Source organism: Dehalococcoidales bacterium, assembly GCA_028717385.1.
GTDB lineage: Bacteria > Chloroflexota > Dehalococcoidia > Dehalococcoidales > CSSed11-197 > CSSed11-197.
The window spans coordinates 42,414-65,118 of the sequence record JAQUNW010000002.1 but is presented as its reverse complement, the minus strand read 5'-3'; the positions used below and the strand labels follow the sequence as shown (position 1 = coordinate 65,118).

Below are 22,705 nucleotides of genomic sequence, written 5' to 3'. Positions count from 1 at the left end.
AATGAATTTGGCAGAGTTTGATAATTTTCAGAGTTCTCTGCAAGCCGCAAAAAACGGCAATGCAATATACATAAAGATATGCGGCGGTACCGGGTGTAACGCCCAGGGCGGACGCATGGTTTATGAGGCTTTTTCCCGGGAGCTTTCTGAAATGGGTCTAAACGACCGGGTAATACTTTCAGCTACCGGCTGTCATGGCTTTTGCGAACGGGGACCGATTGTATCTATTCAGCCAAGCGGTATATTTTACCCCCAGGTTACTCCGAATGACGTCAAGGAAATCATTTCCACAACAATTATTGGCAAACAGGTCGTTGATCACCTGCTCTACGTTGATCCTGCCAGTGGAAAAAAGCAGGCTTTTGACCGCGAAGTTCCTTTTTATGCCAAGCAGCAACGTATCGTACTCGCCGGAAACGGCAATTTGGACCCGCAGAGCATACATGATTACATCAGCAATGGCGGCTACCAGGCAGTTAGAAAAGTACTAAGTTCCATGACGCCCGAGTTGGTAATTGAAGAAATTCTTGCCTCAGGGCTGAGGGGGCGAGGAGGAGCCGGTTTCCCCACCGGTAGGAAATGGGACCTTGCCAGAAAGGCGGCTGGAGACAGGAAATATATGGTTTGTAACGGCGATGAAGGCGATCCGGGAGCCTTCATGGACCGCAGCATTATGGAAGGCGATCCGCACCTGGTGCTGGAAGGCATGATCATTGGTGCCTTCGCAACAGGCGCTTCAACTGGATATATATATGTCAGAGCTGAGTACCCACTGGCAGTTTCCAATCTTAAACTAGCCATAGAAGACGCCAAACGTCTTGGTTTGCTGGGAGATAATATTTTAAATTCTGGTTACAGCCTCGAAATCAGGGTTATTGAAGGAGCTGGAGCTTTTGTGTGCGGAGAAGAAACTGCCTTGATGGCTTCCATCGAAGGGAAAATCGGACGGCCGCACCCACGGCCACCATTCCCTGCTCAAAGTGGTTTGTGGGGAAAGCCTACCAATATTAATAATGTTGAAACACTAGCCAATGTTGCTTATATCATCAACCAGGGAAGCGCTAAATATGCTGCCATAGGAACAGAAACCAGCAAGGGAACCAAGATTTTTTCACTCACCGGTGCTGTTAATAACACCGGGCTGGTAGAAGTGCCCATGGGGACAACCTTGGGAGAGCTTATCTACGATATTGGTGGAGGCATTCCTGAAGGACGCAGATTCAAGGCGGTTCAGATTGGCGGCCCTTCGGGTGGTTGCCTGCCCTCAAAATATCTTGGGCTGCCTATCGATTATGAATCCCTTTCGGGAATTGGCTCAATAATGGGTTCCGGCGGTTTGGTGGTAATGGATGAATCTTCCTGTATGGTAGATATTGCCCGCTTCTTCATCAGCTTTACTCAATCTGAATCGTGTGGAAAATGCACTCCTTGCCGCCTGGGAACCAAACGAATGCTGGAGATTCTTACCCGTATCACCAGCGGTGAAGGCAGAGAAGGGGATATTGAGCTGCTGCTTGAACTGGCAGAAAACATTAAGGACACTTCTCTCTGTGGACTCGGGCAAAATGCTCCTAACCCGGTTATAAGTACCATTAAATATTTCCGGGAAGAATATGAAGTCCATATCCGGGAAAAGCGCTGCCCGGCAGCTTCGTGCGAGTCAATGGTTTACGCTCCATGTGAGCATATCTGTCCGCTCAACGTGGATGCTCCAGGCTATATCGCCCTTATCAGTCAGGGCAAATTCGAGGAAGCCCTGGAGTTGGAACGGCGCAGAAACCCGCTGGCAGGTATATGCGGACGGGTTTGTCACCATCCCTGCGAAACTCGCTGCCGCCGCGGTGATATTGACCAACCGGTTTCGATTGCCGCCCTAAAGCGTGCAGCTGCTGATTTTGGTGCTGAAAATAGAACTGGGGTAATAAAAAAGCTTAAACCGGCGCGGAAGGAAAAAATTGCCATTGTGGGATCAGGCCCTGCCGGATTGAATGCAGGTTATCATCTGGCAAAAAAAGGCTACTCGGTTACCATTTTTGAAGCTCTTCCAGTTGCTGGCGGCATGCTCGCCGCTGGAATTCCGGAGTTCCGTCTGCCTCGCCGGGTACTCCAGGCTGATATTAATTTTATCACCTCGCTGGGAGTAGAGATCAAACTAAACAGCCCGGTGGCATCTATCGAAGAACTAAAAAGGCAGGGATACAGCGCCATTTTGCTGGCTACCGGCGCGCATACGGGCGAAAAGCTGGGGATAAGCGGGGAAGATCTTAACGGTGTGTATGACGGTATAAGTTACCTAAAACAAATCAACCTTGGTAACGAGATTAATCCCGGCAAAAAGGTGGTGGTGATTGGCGGGGGCAACGTTGCAATTGATACTGCACGAGCCGCCCGCCGTCTTGGCGCTGAATTGGTAACCATAGTGTATCGAAGACCGCGCCGGGATATGCCAGCCAATGACGATGAAATAAGCGAAGCAGAGCAAGAAGGCATCCAAATTCTTGATTCAACTTCTCCGCTACAGATAATGGGCAGCAAGGCAAAGGTATATGGAGTCGAGTGCTTGAGAACAAGCCCAGGCGTTTACGATACCAGCGGTAGGAGACGCCCGGAAATCATTCCCGGTTCGGACTTTTGCCTGGAGGCTGATACGGTTATTGCCGCGGTGGGACAAATACCGGATACCAGTTTTCTAAACCAGTCTGGCGCAATTAAAATAAATACCAATAAAACTATCGGAATAAACAATATAACCATGCAAACAGGGCATGAAGGAGTTTTTGCCGCCGGCGATAACGTAACCGGGCCATTGACGGTCATAGAAGCCATGGCTGGAGGCGAAAGAGCTGCCATATCGATAGACTGCTATATACGGGGAATACCCTTTGATAAAGACCGTTTTAGGGTTAATAATACTCCTGTGGACATTCCATGGAGCGAAGAGGAAATCGAGCTTGGTTCACGTAGCCTGATTCCAGAGCTGACACCAGCGGAACGCGATGGCAATTTCAATGAGACCAGCTTGGGTTTCTCGTGGGATAATGCTATACGAGAAGCTCGGCGCTGTTTGCGCTGTGATTTAAAGGAAAATTAAACCTTGGCAAAAATTAGACTGACAATAGACGAAAAGGTTATAGAAACCGAAGAAGGTGTTTCCATTTTGGAAGCCGCTCGCGAAGCAGGAATAGAAATTCCTCACCTTTGTTATATGGATAACCTGCCAGCCAGCGGAGGCTGCCGTTTGTGTGTGGTAGAAGTAGAAGGAGCAAGGAACCTGGCTGCCTCATGCGCCACACCGGTTGCTGGCGGCATGGTAATTAAAACTGCCTCAGAAAGAGCTCTCAGCGCTCGCAGAAGTGTAATTGAGCTGCTTCTTTCAAACCATCCTTTTGATTGCATGACGTGCGAGAAAAGCGGTAATTGCAATCTTGAAAAATATGCCTACGAACTGGGGGTATCCGGCTCCAGATATAATGGGGAAAGGCATAATTACCCCTCAGATACGACCAATCCGTTCTTCATCCGGGATTATAACAAGTGCATACTTTGCGGGCGCTGCGTGGCTGCCTGTAAGCAAATACAATTCGTTGAGGCCATCTCCTTTGCGAACCGGGGATTCAATTGTAAAATTGCCACTGCTTACGACCGTTCGCTAAAAGAGAGTCCCTGTGTTTTTTGCGGCCAATGCGTTGCAGCCTGCCCTACTGGTGCCCTGGTGGAGAAAAGCCGGGTAGGAGCCGGGAGAAACTGGGAAATCGAGAAGACCCCAACGGTCTGTTCATATTGCGGAGTAGGCTGCAATATTGAGCTTAATACTAAAAACGGACGCATCGTAAGTGTATCACCCGCTACGGGCGAAAATGTAAACAATGGCCGCCTTTGTGTGAAAGGAAAATTCGGTTGGGATTATATATATAGCCCAGAAAGACTTGAAAGCCCTTTAATACGAATCGGAGAAAAAGGAGAAGGCAAATTTAGGAGTGCCAGCTGGGAAGAAGCCATAGATACAATAGCCGAAAGGCTTGCTGGCATCAGAGCCGAAAGCGGACCAGACTCCCTGGCGTTTCTTTCTTCAGCCAAGTGCACCAACGAGGAAAACTACCTTCTTCAGAAGTTTGCTCGTGCGGTAATCGGTACTAACAACATCGATCACTGCGCTCGCCTCTGACATTCTCCCACTGTGGCCGGTCTGGCCACAACTTTCGGCAGCGGGGCCATGACTAATTCTATTTCAGAAATCAGCCATAGTAACTGTATTTTTATTATCGGCTCCAATACTGGCGAAAACCATCCTGTCATCTCACTTGAGGTAATAGAGGCGGTCAAGAACCAGGGAGCAAAATTGATTGTCGCCGATCCCAGGCGTATAAATATGACCGAACATGCCAGTCTATGGTTACGCCTCAAGCCAGGCACTGACACTGCTCTGATAAACGGACTGTTGAACATAATAATATCTGAAAATCTAGCCGATCTCGATTTCATTCGCAACCGGACCGAAGGCTTTGAAGAAGTTCGTAAAACAGTCGCACCATATACAGTGGATGCTGTCAGCCGTATTACCAGTATTCCAGCCAATGAACTATCCGCCGCAGCCCGCCTGTATGCAACCAGTAAAACAGCGATGATCCTTTACGCAATGGGAATAACCCAGCATTTAGGTGGAACCGGCAATGTCATCGCCCTGGCGAATTTGGCAATGGCAACCGGCCATATCGGCCGGGAAGGATCAGGGTTATGCCCTCTCCGCGGTCAAAACAACGTCCAGGGAGCCTGTGATATGGGAGCCCTACCCAACGTGCTTCCGGGATATCAACCGGTAAATGATGACGCAACCAGGAAAAAATTTGAAACCGCCTGGAAGGTAAAACTGCAATGCAAGGCTGGTCTTACCCTCGTTGAAATGATGCACGCGGCAGAATCAGGAAAAATCAGGGGCATGTATATTATGGGAGAGGAACCAGCACTCACTGATCCCAATTCAAAGCATGTGGCAAACGCGCTTAAAAAATTAGATTTTTTAATTGTACAAAATATTTTCTTGGGCGAAACCGGTCGATATGCTGATATTGTACTACCTGGCACCAGCTTTGCCGAGAAAGACGGTACTTTTACCAATACCGAAAGGCGTGTCCAGCGGATTCGCAAAGCCATCCATCCAGTTGCCTTCAGCCGGCCGGACTGGGAGATTATTATGAATATTTCCCAAAGAATGGGGTATCCAATGCAGTATTCTCACCCTTCCCAAGTGATGATAGAAGCTGCAAGCCTCACACCAACCTACGGTGGAATCACATACGAACGGCTTGAATACGGCGGCTTGCAATGGCCATGTCGAGATTTACACGACTCGGGAACCAGGTTTTTACACCTGGGTTCATTTACTCGAGGAAAGGGTAAATTTGTTCCGGTTGAATATCAGCCTGCCACTGCTGTACCAAATAAAGACTACCCGCTAACCTTATCCACCGGCAGAAACCTTTACCATTGGCACGGGGGATCAATCAGCCGCCAGTCACCTGGACTTACTGAAATTTGCCCGGAAGGCAGAATTGAAATCAATCCCGAACAAGCAACTAAACTGGGGTGCGTGAATGGAGATGTTGTTGAGTTGTATTCCCCGAGAGGCAAGATTTATGCCGAGGTTGAAGTGAGTGAAAAATCACCACCCGGAGTGGTTTTCATGCCTTTCCACTTCAAGGAATCACCAGTGAACCAACTTACATCAGACGCTTTGGATCCGGTAGCAAAAATTCCAGGGCTAAAGGTTTGCCCTGTAAATTTGCGGAAAGTTTAATTAGAGTAAAGCTGTTTTTCATAAGATATTTAATGGTTTAAAAAAAATAATGAAAAAGCCTGAAATTGGTAACCAGCTGGATCTGCACGGGAACATAGTAGAAGAAGCCCTCCCAAAAGTTGACGATTTTTTGTACGCAGCTTACCAGGCAGGCCATGAAAGGGTATGGATAATCCACGGGAAGGGTACAGGGGTATTAAAACTTGAAGTTTCCAGACTGCTTTCCAGGCACTGCCTGGTAAGATCTTTTTACAGCGCTGATAAATTCCATGGAGGAGAGGGCGCTATCCAGGTGAATCTCGCATAACAGCTTTTACTTAAAAAAGGACAACGGCTCCCACAAAAACAAAGGCACCAGCGGGATGCCGTTTTATCTTTCTTAATGTCCGGCCTGTTATGCCTGGGATTTGTTTAGTTTTTGTTCCAGCCTTGACTTGTGCCTTGCCGCATTGTTGGGATGAATTATACCTTTTGCGGCTGCTTTATCCAGCGCACTTACAGCTGTGGCTACCTGCTCATTCGCTTTGTCTGGTCCAGCTTCTATAGCTTTTCGGGCGTGGGTTACCAGAGTTCGGGTTTTTGAGCGAACTGCTTTATTCCTTTCCCGTTTAGCTTCATCAGCGCGAATCTTTTTCTTTGCAGAACTGGTATTTGCCAAGTGACTTCCTCCTAAATTGAAACAACAACTGGTTATTATACTACAGTTTAAGAAACCTGTGAAGTTGAGTCTTCCCCCATACGGGTTATACTTATTACTCCTTTTATTCCTTCCAGCTTGTTAATCAACCGGCTGAGCTGATATACACTGCTGGTCGAAAGGGTAAAATCAATAGTAGAAACATCTTCTTCCGTCTCTGTTACCGTCATAGAAGTGATGTTAATTTTTTCTTCAGCAACTACTGTGGAAAAATCCCGCACCAAACCAACCCGATCCCAGGCAGCCAAACTCAAGCGTACAGGGTAAAGACTATCAGATTGCCCCCAGTCCACCTCAACCAGTCTTTCCCGTTCGAGATCCGGGCGCACAATATTGTGACAGTCGGAGCGATGGACAGTCACCCCCTTGTTCCGGGTTATATAACCGGTAATTGCATCACCAGGGACAGGGTTGCAACAACGGGCAAGGCTGGTAAGCATGTTCCCCGCACCCAGAACACGTATAGCTGAGGTAGGGTGTTTAACCGGAGCCTGTTCGACTATTGGTTTTGGGGCCTCCTGCTGACTGGCAAGCTTCATCGAAATCTGATTAAGGCTAACACCTCCATATCCAACCGCTGCCAGAAAATCGTCAACGCTTTCAAAACGGAAAACACGGGCAATTTCCTCACGATTGCCGGCTTTCAAACCCAAACGACGCAACTCTTTTTCCAGCAGGTTGCGCCCGAGGTCAATATTTTCCGCTCTTTCCTGCCGTTTGAAAAACTGACGTAATTTCTCACGCGCATGCGAGGTACGCACATAACCAAGGTTTGGATTAAGCCAGTCACGAGAAGGGGTCTTGTCTTTTCTGGCTACTACAATTTCAACCACTTCCCCATTTTTAAGTTGATAATTAAGCGGTACCAGCCTGCCGTTCACCTTGGCGCCAATGCAGCGATGCCCCAAATCGGTATGAATACGATAAGCAAAATCAACCGGAGTCGCACCCTGTGGCAGGTCTTTGATTTCACCCTTGGGAGTAAACACAAAAACCTGATCATTAAAAATATCGGTCTTGACTGATTCCAGGAACTCTTCTGCCCCGGTTAGCTCCCGATGCCAATCAACAAGTTGCCGCAACCATCCGAGTTTTGCTTCAAATTTCTCATCAGCTTTGTCACCTTCTTTATAGCGCCAGTGTGAAGCAACTCCATATTCAGCAAAATGGTGCATGTCATAAGTACGAATTTGTACCTCAAGGGGAATTGAACGCATCGCCATAACAGCAGTATGCAAAGATTGGTATCCGTTGGCTTTAGGATTCGCAATATAGTCATCAAAATTGCCCGGCATCGGGTGCCAGAGGCTATGCACTACTCCAATGGCGTTATAACAATCCGGCACCGTATTCACTAATACTCTCAAGGCTAGCAAATCCTGGATATCATCAAAACGCTTGCCTTGGGTCTCATATTTCTTCATTTTCTGGTAAATAGAATACAGGTGTTTCGGCCGCCCGGTAACTTCACACTGTATTCCTGCTTTTTCAAATTCCCGTTTGAGCACTTCAACCATCTGGTTAATCAGCATTTCCCGTTGAGCGCGACGCAGGTTAACCATCTTGGAAATGTGGGCATACTTTTCTGGTTCCAGGTAACGAAAAGAAAGGTCTTCCAGTTCCCACTTCAGTTCCCACACGCCCAAACGATGAGCCAGTGGAGCATATATCTCCAACGTCTCGCGGGCTATCCGCTCTTTCTGTTCTGCCGTAAGAGCAGATAGAGTTCGCATGTTGTGCAATCGATCGGCGAGTTTAATAAACACCACCCGCAGGTCTTCTGCCATGGCCACCAGAAGCTTACGAAGGTTTTCTGCCTGGTGTTCTGCCTGTATGCCGCTTTTTAAACCCGAAGATGGGGATTTGCGTGATAATTCTTCCAGCTTGGTAGTCCCATCTACAAGATTAGCCACCTCTAATCCGAAATCTTTTCTTATTCCCTCAAGAGATACACCACAGTCTTCAATAGTATCATGAAGAAGGGCAGCGGTTAGTGCGCTGGAGTCAAACTGCAGATCTGCTAAAATCAAAGCAACTTGTAAAGGATGGATGAGGTACGGCTCACCGGAAACACGCACCTGGCCTTGATGGGCTTCCCGGGCAAATTCATAAGCGCGTTTTACCATTTCCAGTTTCTCTGCTGGAATATATCTGGATGTCTTCTCAATAAGGCTTTCAAGGCTGCCAGCCTGTCGAACAACCACGATGCGCCTCCCGTAGGGTTAAGTATATATTAAGAGTATTTATTTTTAAAAGCGAGAGGTTTTAAACTGACTCGCCAGTACAATATTTGATATTCCCCCTCTTCGAATCTCCTTGTTGACGCACCAGAATCCGGTCGTTAAAATGTGAGCGAGGTGAAAAATGGAACATTTATGGTCACCATGGCGCATAGAATATATACGTCTGGCTAAAAGCGGTGAAGAACAAGGCTGCATTCTTTGTGATAAACCAAACGAACAAGATGATACAGAGAACCTGATACTCGCACGCGGTGATTATAACTTTGTTATTATGAACCGATATCCCTATATTGCCGGGCATCTGATGGTAGCTCCTCTCCGTCATACAGCTCTACTTGAAGACCTCAGCCCGGAAGAATTGCTGGAACATTTTCAGTTGGTACAAAAATGTATCCGCGCCCTCCGCAGCGTCTGGAATCCCGGAGGATTCAATATGGGGATGAACATGGGTCGTGTTGCAGGAGCCGGGGTTGATCAGCATATCCACACCCATATCGTTCCTCGCTGGGCTGGTGACACCAACTTTATGCCGGTTATTGCTTCAACCGGTGTGGTCAATTCATCGTTAAAGGAAACATATCTCGAACTAAAACCCTATTTTTAAACGGAGGAATCAATCTTCATGCCGAATGAATTTGCTATTATCAAGGAAATGCTGCCCTTTCTTATCCCACTGGCACTGGTGCAACTGACCCTTATGGTGATTGCGATAATCGATCTTGTCAGGAGAGAGCATGTCACCAGCAATAACAAAATTATATGGGTATTTATTATAATTTTTATCAATCTGATCGGCCCGATTATTTACTTGCTGTTTGGCCGAAAGGACAGAATTGATGACAGCAATTAGCACCGAAAGGCTTTCAAAATATTACAACGAAGTCAAAGCTCTTGATGGGCTAAGCATGGAAGTCCCGGAAAACGTAATATTCGGTTTTCTTGGTCCAAACGGCGCCGGAAAAACCACCACGGTTAAACTTTTAACTGGATTTGCTCATCCGACAAAGGGTAGCGCCCGAGTTGCAGGAGAGGATATTACTTCAGACAACCTGGCGCTTCAATCGGTAATCGGCTTGTTACCTGACGTACCGGCTTTTTATGATTGGATGAACGCCAGAGAATATCTGCAATTCACCGGGGAGCTGCACCAACTGGACAAGAAAAAAATCAAAGGACACATAGAATATTTGCTTGACATGGTAGAACTAACAAGGGAAGGCAATCGGCGTATTGGGGGATATTCCCGCGGCATGCGCCAGCGGCTTGGAATCGCTCAAGCTTTGATAAACCAGCCAAAAGTACTTTTTATGGATGAGCCAACTTCAGCTCTGGACCCGGTTGGGAAGCGCGAGGTTCTTGATCTGATTAAAAGTTTAAAACAAACGGCAACTGTGTTCATGTCCACCCACAATTTAAATGAAGTCGAAAAGGTGTGTGACATGGTAGGTATAGTAAACCGGGGGAAACTGGTTACAATTTCTTCAGTCGAATCATTACAAAAAAAATACGCCCGTTCTTTATTCGAAATTGAATTTATCGAAGATCCCAGCCCCTTGCTTAAGACTTTACAGGAGGCACCGTGGCTCGCTGAGCCTGAAATAATCAACCGGAATGGCACGCAGGTTGTATTAGTAAAAGCAATCGATGTTGAACATGCCCGGCGCGAACTGCCGCGGCTGATTTCAGATTCCAGCTTAACTCTCACGCGCTATGAACTTGTTATGCCCAGCCTGGAAGATATCTTTGTGGAAATCCTTAATGAAGAGAAAACCAAATGAAGGGATTTATTCCGCTCTTAAAAAAAGAAGTGACCGGCCAGCTCAGGACCTATAAACTGGTTATCGTAGCTGGTATTTTCCTGTTCTTCGGGATTTCTACCCCATTTTTACTTAAGTATTTACCCGAAATTCTCAAGCTTGCCGGGGAAGGGATGATAATTGAACTGCCTCCACCTACCGCGGTGCAATCCCTGGCTGAATATGCCAGTACAATTGGCCAGGTTGGATTATTACTCGCAGTATTATTGGGTATGGGAAGCATATCTGGTGAAATGAAAAGCGGCACAGCTATAATGACCCTTTCCAAACCGGTAAGCCGTTCTTCTTTTGTGGGCGCCAAAATGATCGCCCTCAGCCTGACTTTCCTGCTATCTCTGGCAGCAGCATCAATCGTCAGTTTCATCTATACCGTTTTACTTATTGAAGGAGCATCCGTGGCGGGGTATGTCGGGTTAAACCTGCTATTGGCATTGTTCCTGATGTTTTGTTTGGCGATTACGCTTTTTTGTTCCAGCCTTTTCAGGAGATCTCTTGCAGCAGGCGGTACAGCCATCGCCCTTTTGATTTCACAAGCAGCTCTCTCAGCTATACCGATTATTGGTGACTATATGCCTGGTAAATTAATGGGGTGGGGAGTCAACCTGATTTCTGGCAATCCTGATGAATATTGGGGAGCGTTGGCAGTAACCGCAGTGCTTACCGTATTATCCCTTTACTTTGCCCAAAAGATACTGCGCAATAAAGATCTATAAGATTAAACTGCAGAACGGCGGTCTTCATATTCAGCTTTTAAAAGACCGTATAATTCGAGGTCTTCGAATTTGGCATCTTTTTTTACATCGCGCCGCAAGCATCCCTCGTATTTCATTCCCAATTTCTGCATTACCTTGCCAGAAGCCGGATTGCGACCGAGGTGTCTGGCAAAAATACGGTTGAGGCCAAGCTCCCCAAAACCATATTCCAAGACCGCCTTTCCTGCCTCAGTGGCGTATCCATTACGCCAGTATTCCCTCCCAATCCAGTACCCCAGCTCGGCTTTTTCATCTTCAACATTGATCACCAAACCAATTGCGCCAATTAAATCGCCGTTTTGCCGATCGGTAATCGCAAAAACAACCCCATTTCCCATAGCAGAGTTATTTTGGTGACTTTTAATCCATTCTACTGCCATATCATATTCGTAAGGATGGGGAATATGCAGCGTATTTGCCGCAATTACCGGATCCCCTACCATCCTTACGACATCACGGCAATCGTCCAATAAAAAATGCCTGAGAAACAGTCTTTCAGTTTCCAGCATGGGGTGGCGTGCCATTTTTTCTCCTCAATTTATAATTTATTCACCCAAAATCCATTGTAACAGATAAAGCATGGCAAAACTATGGTAGAATAATCCAGGTATTTATTAATTATTGAAGGAGGAATATTATGCCTGAATTTGGAAGCGCTTTTTCAGGTATGACTTCCGGTCGCAAGCTTACTGATGCAGAGCTGATCAGAGCAATACGATTTATGATCGCCGCTGAATATGAGGCAATACAACTTTATATGCAACTGTCAGAGGCAACCGATAATAAGCTGGCCATCGAAGTCCTGCGTGAGATAGCGGACGAAGAAAGAGTGCATGCCGGCGAATTTCTCCGGCTTCTGAAAAACCTTGCCCCAGATGAGGCACAGTATTACAAGGAGGGCGAGGAGGAGGTCAAGGAACTGGAAGGTAAGCTTAAGTTTTAGTTAAAACTGGCAAAAAGACTTAATATTAACCTCGAAGTATGTTAAATTAATTATTGCAACTGGCCGAAGGGGGTAAATACTCAATGGATATAGAGCTGATAAGGGACATCGTCATAATTGCATGGGGTGCTGTTTTTATCATTGTGCTGATCATCATCGCCTTCGTCGTGCTCTCTATCAGCAACAAGGTCAAGGAAATCACTTCTTCCGCAAAGGGTATACTCAACAAGGCGGAAACGGCTGCTGAAGACCTCCAGGTGATTACCAGCTATTCAAGGCAGGAAATCGCCAGGCCACTTGCCCAGATGGCGGGCGTAATTCAGGGTTTTAGTCATGGCATTCAATCTTTTACCAACAGATTAAAAAAATAGGAAGTAAACAGGAGGACACAAATGAGCAGTAAAGATGCATTCGCTGGAATTGGCCTGGGTATCGTTCTTGGCGCCGCCATTGGATTGGCGGCTGGCATGCTTTATGCCCCGCGCCCTGGAGAAGAAACTCGGGATATTTTGAAAGAAAAAACCGGGGAATTTAAACACAAAGCAGCTGAAGCCATTGAACATGGCAAAGAAAAAGCTAAGGAAGTAATACAAAAAGGCGAAGAAAAGCTTTTGAAAAAACACGAACCGGCAGCCTAAAGCTGCGCTGGTTCGCACACCCCTGCTCCCTTATTGCTACGCCCAGGTAAAGGATTTACCTGCCAATAATCAGTGGGGGATTACGACTTGAACATTAAGTTGACCTGCTAATGATTGAAGCACTCAAGAACAACTGGCGGCTGATTGTGTTTATGGCAGCCGTCTTAATCCTCTTAGCCCTTGCCTGGGCTTGGCGTGGGGTGTTATTGCCTTTTGTCATCGGTTTAATACTGGCTTATCTGATGTTGCCTGGGGTTAACTGGCTGGAAAGAAAGCTTCCCCCTAAAAACAAATGGTTAAAAGCCAGGCGAATATTAGCTATACTGATAGTATTCATCATCACTATCGGAATTGTTGGGGGGATACTTTCATATATCATCATCACCGTCATCCAGACTTTCATAGACCTTTTCTCAAGGGCTCCAGAATATATCTCAACCATAATGGACCAACTCCAACAATGGGCAGACAGTTTCCAACAACAACTTCCACCTGGTTTACAGACGCAGGTAGAACAACTTATTGCTAACCTTGGCTTACAAATGGAAAGCATATTAGAAAATCTGGCCAAAGGCGGCTTTTCGTTCATTTCAGGCACAGTGGGGGCATTACTTGGCTTCGCTGCCTTGCCGCTGTTTCTTTTTTACATCATAAAAGACTACGGTCAAATTAAAAACAATATTTATTCTTTCCTGCCGGATTGGGCAGCCGAGCATATCCGCAACATCGCTTTAATAATCGATAAGGTCCTGGGTGGTTATATTAAAGCCACGCTGGTACTCGGCGGCATTGTTGCTATAGTGTCATTTATTGGGCTGTCTATTCTTAGAGTACCGTATGCACCAGCCCTTGCCTTCTTTGCCGGAATAACCGAAATGGTGCCGACCATAGGCCCCTGGATAGGAGGGGGCCTTGCTGTACTTGTTACCCTGAGCGCCGCACCAGAAAAAGCTATACTTGTGGTTCTTCTGTTTATTGGCGTTCAGCTTGTAGAAAACAACTTGCTGGTACCCAGGGTGCAGGGCAGTTACATGAGAGTCCATCCGGCCGCAGTTTTGCTTTTATTGGTTCTGGGCGCACACATTGCCGGGATTTGGGGGATTATAATATCAGTGCCTATCGCTGCGACGTTAGCCAGAATCGTTCGATACATTCGAAGCAGGAAAGCAGTTCAGCAGGCAACAGGATCTGCAAGCGAAACGAATGCGATTGAAGTCAGCAATAATTCAGCATAAACCAGCTATATAGTATTCGGATTAGATATCCAGGTTCTTTGCACTCTTGGCATGCGCTTGTATGAAAGCTTTGCGAGGCGGAACTTCTCCACCCATTAACACGCTGAAAATGTTATCCGCCTTGGCAGTATCTTCAACGTTAACCTTTAGCAGTGTTCTGGTAGCCGGATTCATGGTGGTTTCCCATAACTGCTCAGCACTCATTTCACCAAGACCCTTATAACGCTGGACGTCAGCTCTGGCAGCTTTACTCTTCAAGGCAGCAAGCGCTTCATCTTTTTCCCGATCGCTATAAACCCATTGCTCCTGTTTACCAGCCTTAATCCGGTACAGAGGAGGCTGGGCAATATACAGATAACCGCTATTGATGATATCTGCCATGTGGCGAAAGAAAAAAGTCAGTAACAAAGTCCGTATATGAGCGCCATCTACGTCGGCATCAGTCATCAGCACAACTTTATGATAACGCAGGCGGGAAACGTCGAAGTCTTCATCTATGCCAGCCCCCAGAGCCGTAATAAGTGTCCTGATCTCTTCCTGGCCCAGCATTTTTTCGGCGGTAGCTTTTTCTACATTCAGGATTTTACCCCGAAGTGGTAATATTGCCTGATACCTTCTGTTTCGCCCCTGTTTAGCTGAACCGCCGGCAGAATCTCCTTCAACCAGAAACAGCTCGCTTAATGCCGGATCTTTCTCTGAGCAATCTGCCAGTTTTCCGGGGAGAGTCCCCGAATCCAGACTCCCTTTGCGTATAACCAGATCGCGCGCTTTACGTGCCGCCTCTCTGGCTTTGGCAGCGGTTAAGCATTTATCGAGAATTTTCTTGGCATCATCAGGGTGCTCTTCAAGGTACAACCCCAATTCTTCAACGACAACACTTTCAACAATGCTTTTTATTTCAATATTGCCCAATTTTCCCTTGGTTTGTCCTTCAAACTGTGGTTCAGCAAGTTTAACACTGACGACCGCAGTAAGCCCCTCCCTGACATCGTCGCCAACCAGGTTGGGTTCATCATCTTTTAATACTTTGTTTCGGCGCCCCCAATCGTTAAGTACCCTGGTAAGAGCAGATCTAAAGCCAGTCAGATGCGTACCGCCGTCAATGGTATTGACACAGTTGGCAAAAGTAAGAGTATTGTCCGTATAGCCGTCATTATATTGTATGGCGACTTCGACAACTGTACTATTTACAGCTTTAGAAAAAACAATCGGCTGGCGATTGCGAACAACACGGTTGCGGTTGAGGCGCCGCACAAAACCGGAAATGCCCCCTTCAAAATAATAAGTCAGATCCCGGTCAGACCGCTCGTCAACAATGCGAAACTCCAAGCCTTTATTCAGGTAGGCTGTTTCCCTCAAGCGTTCGGCAATGATATCAAAATCGTATTCAAGGGTGGTAAAGATTTCTTTATCTGCCAGAAAGTTTATAGTTGTTCCAGTATCTTCAGCGCTTCCTACGATCTCCAATTCGGTCTGGGGTATGCCCCGCTCATACCTTTGGCGGTGCTGCTTTCCATCACGGCTGACGGTTACCACCATCCATTCGGACAAGGCATTCACCACTGATGAGCCCACCCCATGCAAACCGCCGGAGACCTGATAGGTTTTACCGCCGAATTTGGCACCAGCGTGCAGCACAGTCAATACTGTTTCCAGCGCGGATTTTTTAGTCGCCGGATGAATATCAACCGGAATGCCGCGTCCATTATCAACAACAGTAACTGAATTATCTTTATGAATAACAACCAGGATACGGTCACAAAAACCGCCCATAGCTTCATCGACGCTGTTGTAGGCGATCTCATAAACCAGGTGATGCAAACCACGCTGGTCGGTTGAACCAATATACATACCTGGGCGCCGACGAACTGCTTCACGCCCGCCTAGAACCTGTATATCTGCTGCTGAATATTCATTTGAGTTCTTGGATGATGCCAATCTATCCATAATCTTCTAGCGTACTCCTATCAGGGACTTTGAGCGGCTTTAGTAAACCCTATAAGCGCATTCCATCATGAAAACAAACCTTGGGAACAACAAAACGCGACGCAGGATACAAAAATACCGTCCATTTAGCTTTATTATACCATATCTATGCCTGATTATTATACTAGCTGGATTTAGCTATTCTGAAGGCACTCAGATTGTCTGGAAGAGAACGCTTATCGATCTTTTCCTGCGTTCCCGTTTCCAAATCACGCACTACCACCATACCTTCCTGAAGCTCCTCGGATCCAATGATAACCACAATTTTCATGCCCAGATTATTTGCCTGTCTGAGCTGGGCTTTTAAACTTTTATCCTCTCCGGCGATAATTGCCCCTATTCCACACCGCTGCAGGTCATTCGAAGTCAGGAAGGCTGCGTTTTTGGCTTCTTCTCCCATATGGGCAATAAACACTTTCGGAGAAGGAAGCCCCGGCACAACAACGTTTTGTTCTTTCAAATTCAAAATAATCCGTTCAATTCCCGTAGCGAACCCAATCGCTGGTGTCGGCTTTCCCCCGATTTGTTCAATCAGCCTGTCATAACGACCACCACCACCAATAGTACTCTGTGAACCAATGCTTTCAGGCTGAATTTCAAATACTGTGCGAGTATAATAATCCAGCCCACGAACCAGCCGATGACTAACATCGTAGTCCAGCCCAGCCAGGTCTAGATATTTTCTTAAAGAACTAAGGTGACTGGAACAATCTTCACATAAACAATCCACACTTCGCGGAGCGTTATCGGCGATGTGCTGGCAGCTATCCTCCTTGCAGTCGAGCAGACGCAGGGGATTTCTTTCCATTCTTACCTTGCAATCCGGGCACAGCTTATCTGCGCGGGATTCATAATAGGTTTTCAAGGCATCAATATATCCGGGGCGGCATTTATCACAACCAATGGAATTTAATTTAAGTGCAAGCTTCTTTAAACCCAACTGCTCGAATAATTGCCATGCCATGTTGATCACTTCTGCATCTACCAGCGATGAAGCGTCTCCGATTACCTCGCAACCGAACTGATGATGTTCACGCATTCTACCAGCCTGGGGACGTTCATAACGAAATGCCGGTGCCAGGTAATACATTCTGACAGGCTGGGGAAGGCTGGCCATCCCGTGTTCAATATAAGCCCGGCATACCGGAGCAGTGCCTTCAGGACGTAATGTAAGGGAGCTGCCGCCGCGATCCTGGAAAGTGTACATTTCTTTTTCCACGATGTCGGTTCCTTCACCAACGCCTCGTAAAAAAAGGCCGGTAGCTTCAAAGAGGGGGGTTTCTATACAGCCATACCCCAAACTTCGGCACAAATGGCTGGCAGTACTGGTTATATAATCCCAATAATGCGCTTCTTCGGGTAAGATGTCCCGCGTTCCACGGGGAGCCTTGAATACTGGCAACGACAACTCCTTGCGGTAATTATTGGATAATATTTTATCATAAAACGGTTAAAAAACAGCCCGCAAATCGCGGTTCCATACTAGAGGTTTCTCAGTACTGCTATCACCTTTCCCTGGATTTCAACATTGTTGATACTGGTGACTATCGCTTTATAATGTTTATTGGCAGGTTGTAGCCGGACATGGTTATTTTCCTGAAACACCTTTTTAAGAGTAATTTCTTTTTCATCTTTTAACCAAACCGCAGCGGTTTGTCCATTCTCTACTACACTGGCTGATTCCATAATAACAATATCCCCGTCGCTAATCAGGGCGTCCTGCATGGAATCCCCCTTTACCTTGAGGGCATATACATTTTCTGCCCCTGCTAACAGCGCACGGGGAATCCTGATAAAATCTCCGGAATCAATCTCATTCCAGGTATCGGCAGATGGTACCGGAATAGGCATGCCGGCTGCAATGACGCCTATCAACGGTATACTGGCTTCTTCTTTATCGATAGTACTGGCAAGTTCAATCCCCCGCGATATATCTGGGCGACGGCGCAGATAACCTTTCTGTTCCAGTTTTCTAAGATGGAATGAAGCAACTGAAGTGGAACTTATTCCGCATCCTGTAGTAATGTCACGAATAGCTGGAGGGTAACCATATTCATCCAAATAAGACTGGATAAAATTCAAAACATCACGCTGCCGGGGAGATAGATCCTTTTTACGTATTTCCATCATATTAGTTTACAGAACAATTGTTCTGTAAACTAATTTAATTGACAATACATTATTTGTCAAACATTTTTACCAAAATACTGGTTCGCACCTCAAAACTATTGTAATATGGTTGTTAATGCGGCGAATTCCCGGAGGTGTCAAATGGAAAAACCAAAACGCATCATCAGCCCTGAAGTACTCAGAAAGGACAGAATTCCACCCGGGCAATCTGTCTATGATGATCTGCCAATACTTCATGAAGGTATTATACCCAACATCAAACTTGCAGAATGGACTATTGAAACTTCCGGTCTGGTAAAAAATCCTCTTCGATTAAGCCTGAACGATCTAGTGTTACTGCCGCAGATCGAGCTTTTTTGCGACGTTCATTGTGTAGAAGGCTGGTCAAAGCTTGACACTAGCTGGGTTGGTGTTTGGGCGGGGACTCTTGCAGATAAGACTATGATTGATCCAAAAGCTCGTTTTGTAATAATCCATGCTGCAGGTGGTTTTACAACCAATTTACCCCTAAAAGATTTCCTCAGGGAAGATGTAATACTTGCAATGGTAAAGGACGGCGACGTCCTTGAAGCTGAACATGGTGGCCCGGTGCGCCTGATAGTCCCCCATCTCTATTTCTGGAAGAGCGCCAAGTGGGTCACCGGAATCGAGTTTGTCGAAAAAGACCAACCTGGATTCTGGGAAAAAGCCGGATATCATAACCACGGTGATCCCTGGATTGAAGAGCGTTTTAGCCCGGAGCGTGCCAGGCAAAAGAATAAAGCATAAGGACAAAACTAACCTTTATTCGATTGTCTTGATTAGCTTACTCTCCCCTCAGAAACCTGTATCAGAATTGCGCCCGTTTACTTCGGAGACGTTCTCTTTCTAGCTCTAGTCCAGACTGACTGATAACTAAACTCGGTTTATAGAATCGAGTTTTTCTTTCAGTATTTTCAGGTTCATTACGTCTTCGGCGTTATACTTGAGCAAGGTATCTAGTGCCTGGGTATCACCGTACTGTTGGTAGCGCCGCCAGAGCAATACTGCTTCCCATCCACCGATTCCCTCTATTTGGCGGGAGATGCCCAGCTTAACTTCTACCTTTTTTAGCCCTCCATAAAGGTTATGACGCCAACAGTCAAACATCAAATCCCGATGAGACCGGCAATGCTGGTTTAAATCCAGTCCCAAAGCATCGTAGATAAAGGGCAGATCAAACCTTTGCCCATTATAAGTATAAATCGTATCTACTCCACAGACCGCTTGCTCAATACTGGCGCGGGTAATATTATTTCCAACCAGCTGAACCAGCTGACTCTCGGCCTGGTCCACACGATAAATACCCACCACTGTTATCGAGCAAGACATAGAAGAAAGTCCAGTGGTTTCAATATCTATATACGCATCCTGCATATCGATTAGTATATCCTTTAGTTGAGTCTTTCCCCGTCAAAAATGTTTTGTTTTAGAATAGACAGCAGCCATCCTGGCTGTCTGGTTTTTTATATCATCCCGAAGCCAGTCCGGCGAAACCACTTCAACGCTGTCCCCCCATCCAAGTACCCATTTTACCAATTCAGGAGATTCGTTTATTTCCATCGTCATTGTAAGAGATCCGTCTTCGTTATTAACCAGTTTCTGAGATGGATGCCAAACAGATTCCTCGATAATGCGTGCAATCTTCTGTTTGAACCTGAGTTTGATTTTTGTCAATTCATCACTGGTTACCATGATGCCGAGTGACGGACTAAGATAACGATTAGCATCGAATTCTTTGGGAATCTCGTACTTTTCTTCAGTTATATGAACACTCTGAATTCTTTCTACTTTAAAGGTACGGATCTCTTTCTTCAACAGGCAATATGCAATTACATAACATGAGCGCCCGCTGGCTGCAGGCTCTATGAAATAAGGCTCTATCATACGGCTCGTAGCAGTCTCAGCGTCAAGAGACTTATATAATATTTTTGCCCTTAAGCGGGAAACCCAGGATTGTGCCAACAATGAAATATTACGGTTCAGCCGCGGATTTGATGGCAAATCCTGCATCCACCGCGAAGTTTTGGCGATTTCATCCTGCAACGGCACAGGTACAATCTTCTTTAATTTAAGAAACAGGCTGGCCACGTCAACACTGTTTCGCCGTGCATACTGCAACAGCAACCGCAATGAAAGGAAAACCTGGATTGCTTCCGGCACTGTCAGGTTTAGCGGCGGCAGAAAATGCTTGTTGCTGATACGATACCTGGATTGCTCCTCCCAAATAGGGACTCCTGCCTGTTCCAGTTCTTTGATATCTCGATAGACTGTGCGTACATTAACCTCTAAATTTTTGGACAATGTCTTCGCGGTAACTCCTTCTTTACTATCGGCGAGTATCTGGTAGACTCTTAACAGCCTGGGGAAATGATCCAATTCGCTTGTTGGGCGCTCCATTGGCTTAGCTTCCTCCCTTTTACTCTTTTATCAGCTTTCAGCTTGTCTATTATAAGCTTAAAATAACCGAAAGAATACCCCCTGACAAGATTAAAAGCTGGTCATTTCTGGTGCACCAGGGAATTATGGCATACTATACAAACAATGCCCCAAATTGATTTTGGCTACCTGTTATTGATCGCGCTTGGTCTCAGCGCCGATTGCTTTGCGGTTTCTTTGGGTATAGGTGCCTCCAGTAACCGGGTTTCTATCCCTGCGTTACTAAGAGTTGGCACAAGCTTCTCGCTGTTCCAGGGTTTAATGCCGGTTATTGGCTGGCTCTTGGGCAAGAGTGTATTATCAGTACTCTCCTCGATCACCGGCTGGATCGCTTTCGTACTTCTGGCCATCATCGGGGGACGCATGCTCTGGGAAGGCATATCAAATACAGGTCAGGCAAAAAAACCGGGAGATTATACCAGAGGTTTACTACTGGTTGGTTTGGCTGTTGCTACTAGTATTGATGCCATGGCAGCAGGGTTGAGTTTTGCCCTGATCGAGGTGCCCCTACTCAGCGCCTGCCTTGTTATTGGCGCCACCGCTTTTATTGCTTCGGTAACCGGTTATGTATTGGGTAATCGCTCCAGCCAACTACTGGGGCGATGGGCTGAAATTTTGGGCGGAATATTATTAGTCGGCATCGGCGTGCATATGATGATAAGTTCTCTGTAATCCACTGGTTAATGTATCTTTATATGATATAATTTCCAACTATCTGCAGGGAATATTATGGAATCATCAGACAGAGCAAATATCATATCACGACTCAGTTCGAGCCTCCCGGGAGAAATCCTGCATTTACTCAATCAAGCTGGCACTTATTGTACCAGGCGCGGCGAACGGCTCTACATTGCCGGGGGCATGGTCCGGGATTTACTTCTCGGCCTGCCAGGTAAGGATATAGATCTGGTTGTGGAGGGAGATTCACACTCACTGACACTGGAAATTGCTGATCATTTCCCAAGTAAAATAACCCTGCATGAGCGTTTCAGGACTGCAAAACTCAGTATAAAAGGCTTCACTGTAGACATCGCTGCTGCCCGTAAAGAACTTTATACACACCCGGGAGCGCTCCCGCTGGTGCAAGCCGGAACACTCAAAGATGATCTCAAGCGGCGGGATTTTACAATCAACGCAATGGCTGTAGTCATATCAGGAGAAGAATACGGCCAGCTGATTGATCCGCTGGGAGGCCTCACCGATCTAAAGGCAGGCGTTATTCGCATACTTCACCCCGTGAGCTTTAGAGATGACCCCACCCGTATATTTCGAGCGATCCGCTACGAGCAAAGGTTTGGTTTTAAAATTGAGCCGGGTACCTTGGTACTAATAGAAGAGTATAAAAAATTCATCCGTTCCCTTTCCCCAGACCGCCTGAGGTATGAGTTTGAATGTATTTTTAATGAGCAAAATCCAGAAGAAATTCTTATCAGGGCTTTTCGTCTATCAGTATTGGCAGAAATATTCACGGGTTTGCTTGTAGATGAAATAACAATACAATGGTTTAAAACCGCAAAGGGAAACCACCCCGGGCAAACCGTCCCTGCAAGCCTTTACTTATCATTACTATTCTGTCGATTAAATTCATCAGATACACAAACCGCGATCAACCGACTCAACCTTCCCAATGACATGGCAAAAATTGTTTTCGATACATGCAAGTTGATGAAAATACAGGAAGGTTTGAATAAAACAGAGTTGAAACAATCTGAAATCTGCCACTTGCTCACCAATCTGCATCCCCTGGCTATTGAAGCTGGCGCTATTACATCATCGAACCCGATTGTTAAAGAGCGCCTTAAGCTGTATCTAACCAAGCTTCGCTACATCAAGCCAATCCTCAGTGGAGAAGATTTAATTAAACTAGGTTACTCTCCCGATGCAGCTATAGGGCGAGCATTGCTGAATATTAAGGAAGGTCGCCTGAATGGAATTATATCTACCCGCGAAGAAGAGATCCTCCTTGCTAAAAATTTGCTGAAAAACAACGAATGTACCGATAAACAAACTTGA

22 protein-coding genes are annotated in these 22,705 nt (G+C 46.2%); 14 read left to right on the top strand and 8 right to left on the bottom strand.

Features of this window, described 5'->3' with window-relative positions:
• Position 1 precedes the first annotated feature (1 nt).
• Genes PHX29_01005 through PHX29_00995 form a run of 3 tightly spaced genes read left to right on the top strand, consistent with a single transcriptional unit; the run spans position 2 to position 6,101 of the window.
• The gene (locus PHX29_01005) at positions 2-3,091 is read left to right on the top strand and encodes an FAD-dependent oxidoreductase (GenBank protein MDD5604491.1); all 3,090 of its coding nucleotides are present in this window, start codon (positions 2-4) and stop codon (positions 3,089-3,091) included.
• Positions 3,092-3,094: 3 nt separating this feature from the next.
• On the top strand, positions 3,095-5,794 hold the full coding sequence (fdhF, locus tag PHX29_01000) for a formate dehydrogenase subunit alpha (protein MDD5604490.1): 2,700 nt from the start codon (positions 3,095-3,097) through the stop codon (positions 5,792-5,794).
• Positions 5,795-5,843: 49 nt separating this feature from the next.
• On the top strand, positions 5,844-6,101 hold the full coding sequence (locus PHX29_00995) for a Smr/MutS family protein (GenBank protein ID MDD5604489.1): 258 nt from the start codon (positions 5,844-5,846) through the stop codon (positions 6,099-6,101).
• 87 nt (positions 6,102-6,188) lie between these two features.
• Here PHX29_00995 and rpsT read toward each other — a convergent pair whose 3' ends face one another.
• A complete protein-coding gene (rpsT, locus tag PHX29_00990) occupies positions 6,189-6,452 on the bottom strand; it encodes a 30S ribosomal protein S20 (protein MDD5604488.1) in 264 nt (87 codons plus the stop codon).
• A 47-nt stretch (positions 6,453-6,499) separates the two neighbouring features.
• The gene (locus PHX29_00985) at positions 6,500-8,695 is read right to left on the bottom strand and encodes a bifunctional (p)ppGpp synthetase/guanosine-3',5'-bis(diphosphate) 3'-pyrophosphohydrolase (GenBank protein MDD5604487.1); all 2,196 of its coding nucleotides are present in this window, start codon (positions 8,693-8,695) and stop codon (positions 6,500-6,502) included.
• A 160-nt stretch (positions 8,696-8,855) separates the two neighbouring features.
• On the opposite strand from PHX29_00985, the gene PHX29_00980 reads away from it, so the two are divergent.
• The 4 genes from PHX29_00980 to PHX29_00965 are packed head-to-tail and all read left to right on the top strand — an operon-like array spanning position 8,856 to position 11,264.
• Positions 8,856-9,338: an HIT domain-containing protein gene (locus PHX29_00980; GenBank protein ID MDD5604486.1), complete on the top strand. Its 483-nt coding sequence runs from the start codon at positions 8,856-8,858 to the stop codon at positions 9,336-9,338.
• Between the two features lie 18 nt (positions 9,339-9,356).
• Positions 9,357-9,584 (top strand): PLDc N-terminal domain-containing protein, encoded by a 228-nt coding sequence (locus tag PHX29_00975; protein MDD5604485.1) that lies wholly within the window; start codon positions 9,357-9,359, stop codon positions 9,582-9,584.
• The gene (locus PHX29_00970; GenBank protein ID MDD5604484.1) at positions 9,571-10,512 is read left to right on the top strand and encodes an ABC transporter ATP-binding protein; all 942 of its coding nucleotides are present in this window, start codon (positions 9,571-9,573) and stop codon (positions 10,510-10,512) included. Before PHX29_00975 ends, PHX29_00970 begins: the two co-directional genes overlap by 14 nt.
• Positions 10,509-11,264: an ABC transporter permease gene (locus PHX29_00965; GenBank protein ID MDD5604483.1), complete on the top strand. Its 756-nt coding sequence runs from the start codon at positions 10,509-10,511 to the stop codon at positions 11,262-11,264. Before PHX29_00970 ends, PHX29_00965 begins: the two co-directional genes overlap by 4 nt.
• 2 nt (positions 11,265-11,266) lie before the next feature.
• Here the strand turns inward: PHX29_00965 and PHX29_00960 are convergent, their stop codons facing one another.
• Positions 11,267-11,827 (bottom strand): GNAT family N-acetyltransferase, encoded by a 561-nt coding sequence (locus PHX29_00960; GenBank protein ID MDD5604482.1) that lies wholly within the window; start codon positions 11,825-11,827, stop codon positions 11,267-11,269.
• A gap of 113 nt (positions 11,828-11,940) precedes the next feature.
• On the opposite strand from PHX29_00960, the gene PHX29_00955 reads away from it, so the two are divergent.
• From PHX29_00955 to PHX29_00940, 4 genes are all read left to right on the top strand, one after another.
• Positions 11,941-12,246 (top strand): ferritin family protein, encoded by a 306-nt coding sequence (locus PHX29_00955; protein ID MDD5604481.1) that lies wholly within the window; start codon positions 11,941-11,943, stop codon positions 12,244-12,246.
• Between the two features lie 83 nt (positions 12,247-12,329).
• Complete coding sequence (locus PHX29_00950) at positions 12,330-12,617, top strand: hypothetical protein (GenBank protein MDD5604480.1); 288 nt, start codon at positions 12,330-12,332, stop codon at positions 12,615-12,617.
• Positions 12,618-12,638: 21 nt separating this feature from the next.
• Positions 12,639-12,884 carry a YtxH domain-containing protein gene (locus tag PHX29_00945; protein ID MDD5604479.1) on the top strand — a complete coding sequence of 82 codons (246 nt, stop codon included), beginning with the start codon at positions 12,639-12,641 and terminating at the stop codon, positions 12,882-12,884.
• A 110-nt stretch (positions 12,885-12,994) separates the two neighbouring features.
• Positions 12,995-14,119 (top strand): AI-2E family transporter, encoded by a 1,125-nt coding sequence (locus PHX29_00940; protein ID MDD5604478.1) that lies wholly within the window; start codon positions 12,995-12,997, stop codon positions 14,117-14,119.
• Positions 14,120-14,140: 21 nt separating this feature from the next.
• On the opposite strand, the gene gyrB is transcribed toward PHX29_00940, so the two are convergent.
• The 3 genes from gyrB to lexA form a co-directional block, all read right to left on the bottom strand.
• Entirely contained in the window at positions 14,141-16,066 is a 1,926-nt protein-coding gene (gene gyrB / locus PHX29_00935) for a DNA topoisomerase (ATP-hydrolyzing) subunit B (GenBank protein MDD5604477.1), read from the bottom strand.
• Between the two features lie 163 nt (positions 16,067-16,229).
• Positions 16,230-17,507: a histidine--tRNA ligase gene (hisS, locus tag PHX29_00930; GenBank protein ID MDD5604476.1), complete on the bottom strand. Its 1,278-nt coding sequence runs from the start codon at positions 17,505-17,507 to the stop codon at positions 16,230-16,232.
• Between the two features lie 80 nt (positions 17,508-17,587).
• The gene (lexA, locus tag PHX29_00925; protein MDD5604475.1) at positions 17,588-18,235 is read right to left on the bottom strand and encodes a transcriptional repressor LexA; all 648 of its coding nucleotides are present in this window, start codon (positions 18,233-18,235) and stop codon (positions 17,588-17,590) included.
• A gap of 141 nt (positions 18,236-18,376) precedes the next feature.
• Between lexA and PHX29_00920 the strand changes: the two genes are divergently transcribed.
• Complete coding sequence (locus PHX29_00920) at positions 18,377-19,003, top strand: sulfite oxidase-like oxidoreductase (protein ID MDD5604474.1); 627 nt, start codon at positions 18,377-18,379, stop codon at positions 19,001-19,003.
• A 126-nt stretch (positions 19,004-19,129) separates the two neighbouring features.
• Here the strand turns inward: PHX29_00920 and PHX29_00915 are convergent, their stop codons facing one another.
• Both PHX29_00915 and PHX29_00910 read right to left on the bottom strand, forming a co-directional pair.
• Complete coding sequence (locus PHX29_00915) at positions 19,130-19,630, bottom strand: ribonuclease H-like domain-containing protein (GenBank protein MDD5604473.1); 501 nt, start codon at positions 19,628-19,630, stop codon at positions 19,130-19,132.
• 36 nt (positions 19,631-19,666) lie between these two features.
• Positions 19,667-20,653 (bottom strand): transcriptional regulator, encoded by a 987-nt coding sequence (locus tag PHX29_00910; GenBank protein MDD5604472.1) that lies wholly within the window; start codon positions 20,651-20,653, stop codon positions 19,667-19,669.
• A 144-nt stretch (positions 20,654-20,797) separates the two neighbouring features.
• On the opposite strand from PHX29_00910, the gene PHX29_00905 reads away from it, so the two are divergent.
• Entirely contained in the window at positions 20,798-21,364 is a 567-nt protein-coding gene (locus PHX29_00905) for a manganese efflux pump MntP family protein (GenBank protein MDD5604471.1), read from the top strand.
• A gap of 57 nt (positions 21,365-21,421) precedes the next feature.
• Positions 21,422-22,705 carry a CCA tRNA nucleotidyltransferase gene (locus PHX29_00900; GenBank protein ID MDD5604470.1) on the top strand — a complete coding sequence of 428 codons (1,284 nt, stop codon included), beginning with the start codon at positions 21,422-21,424 and terminating at the stop codon, positions 22,703-22,705.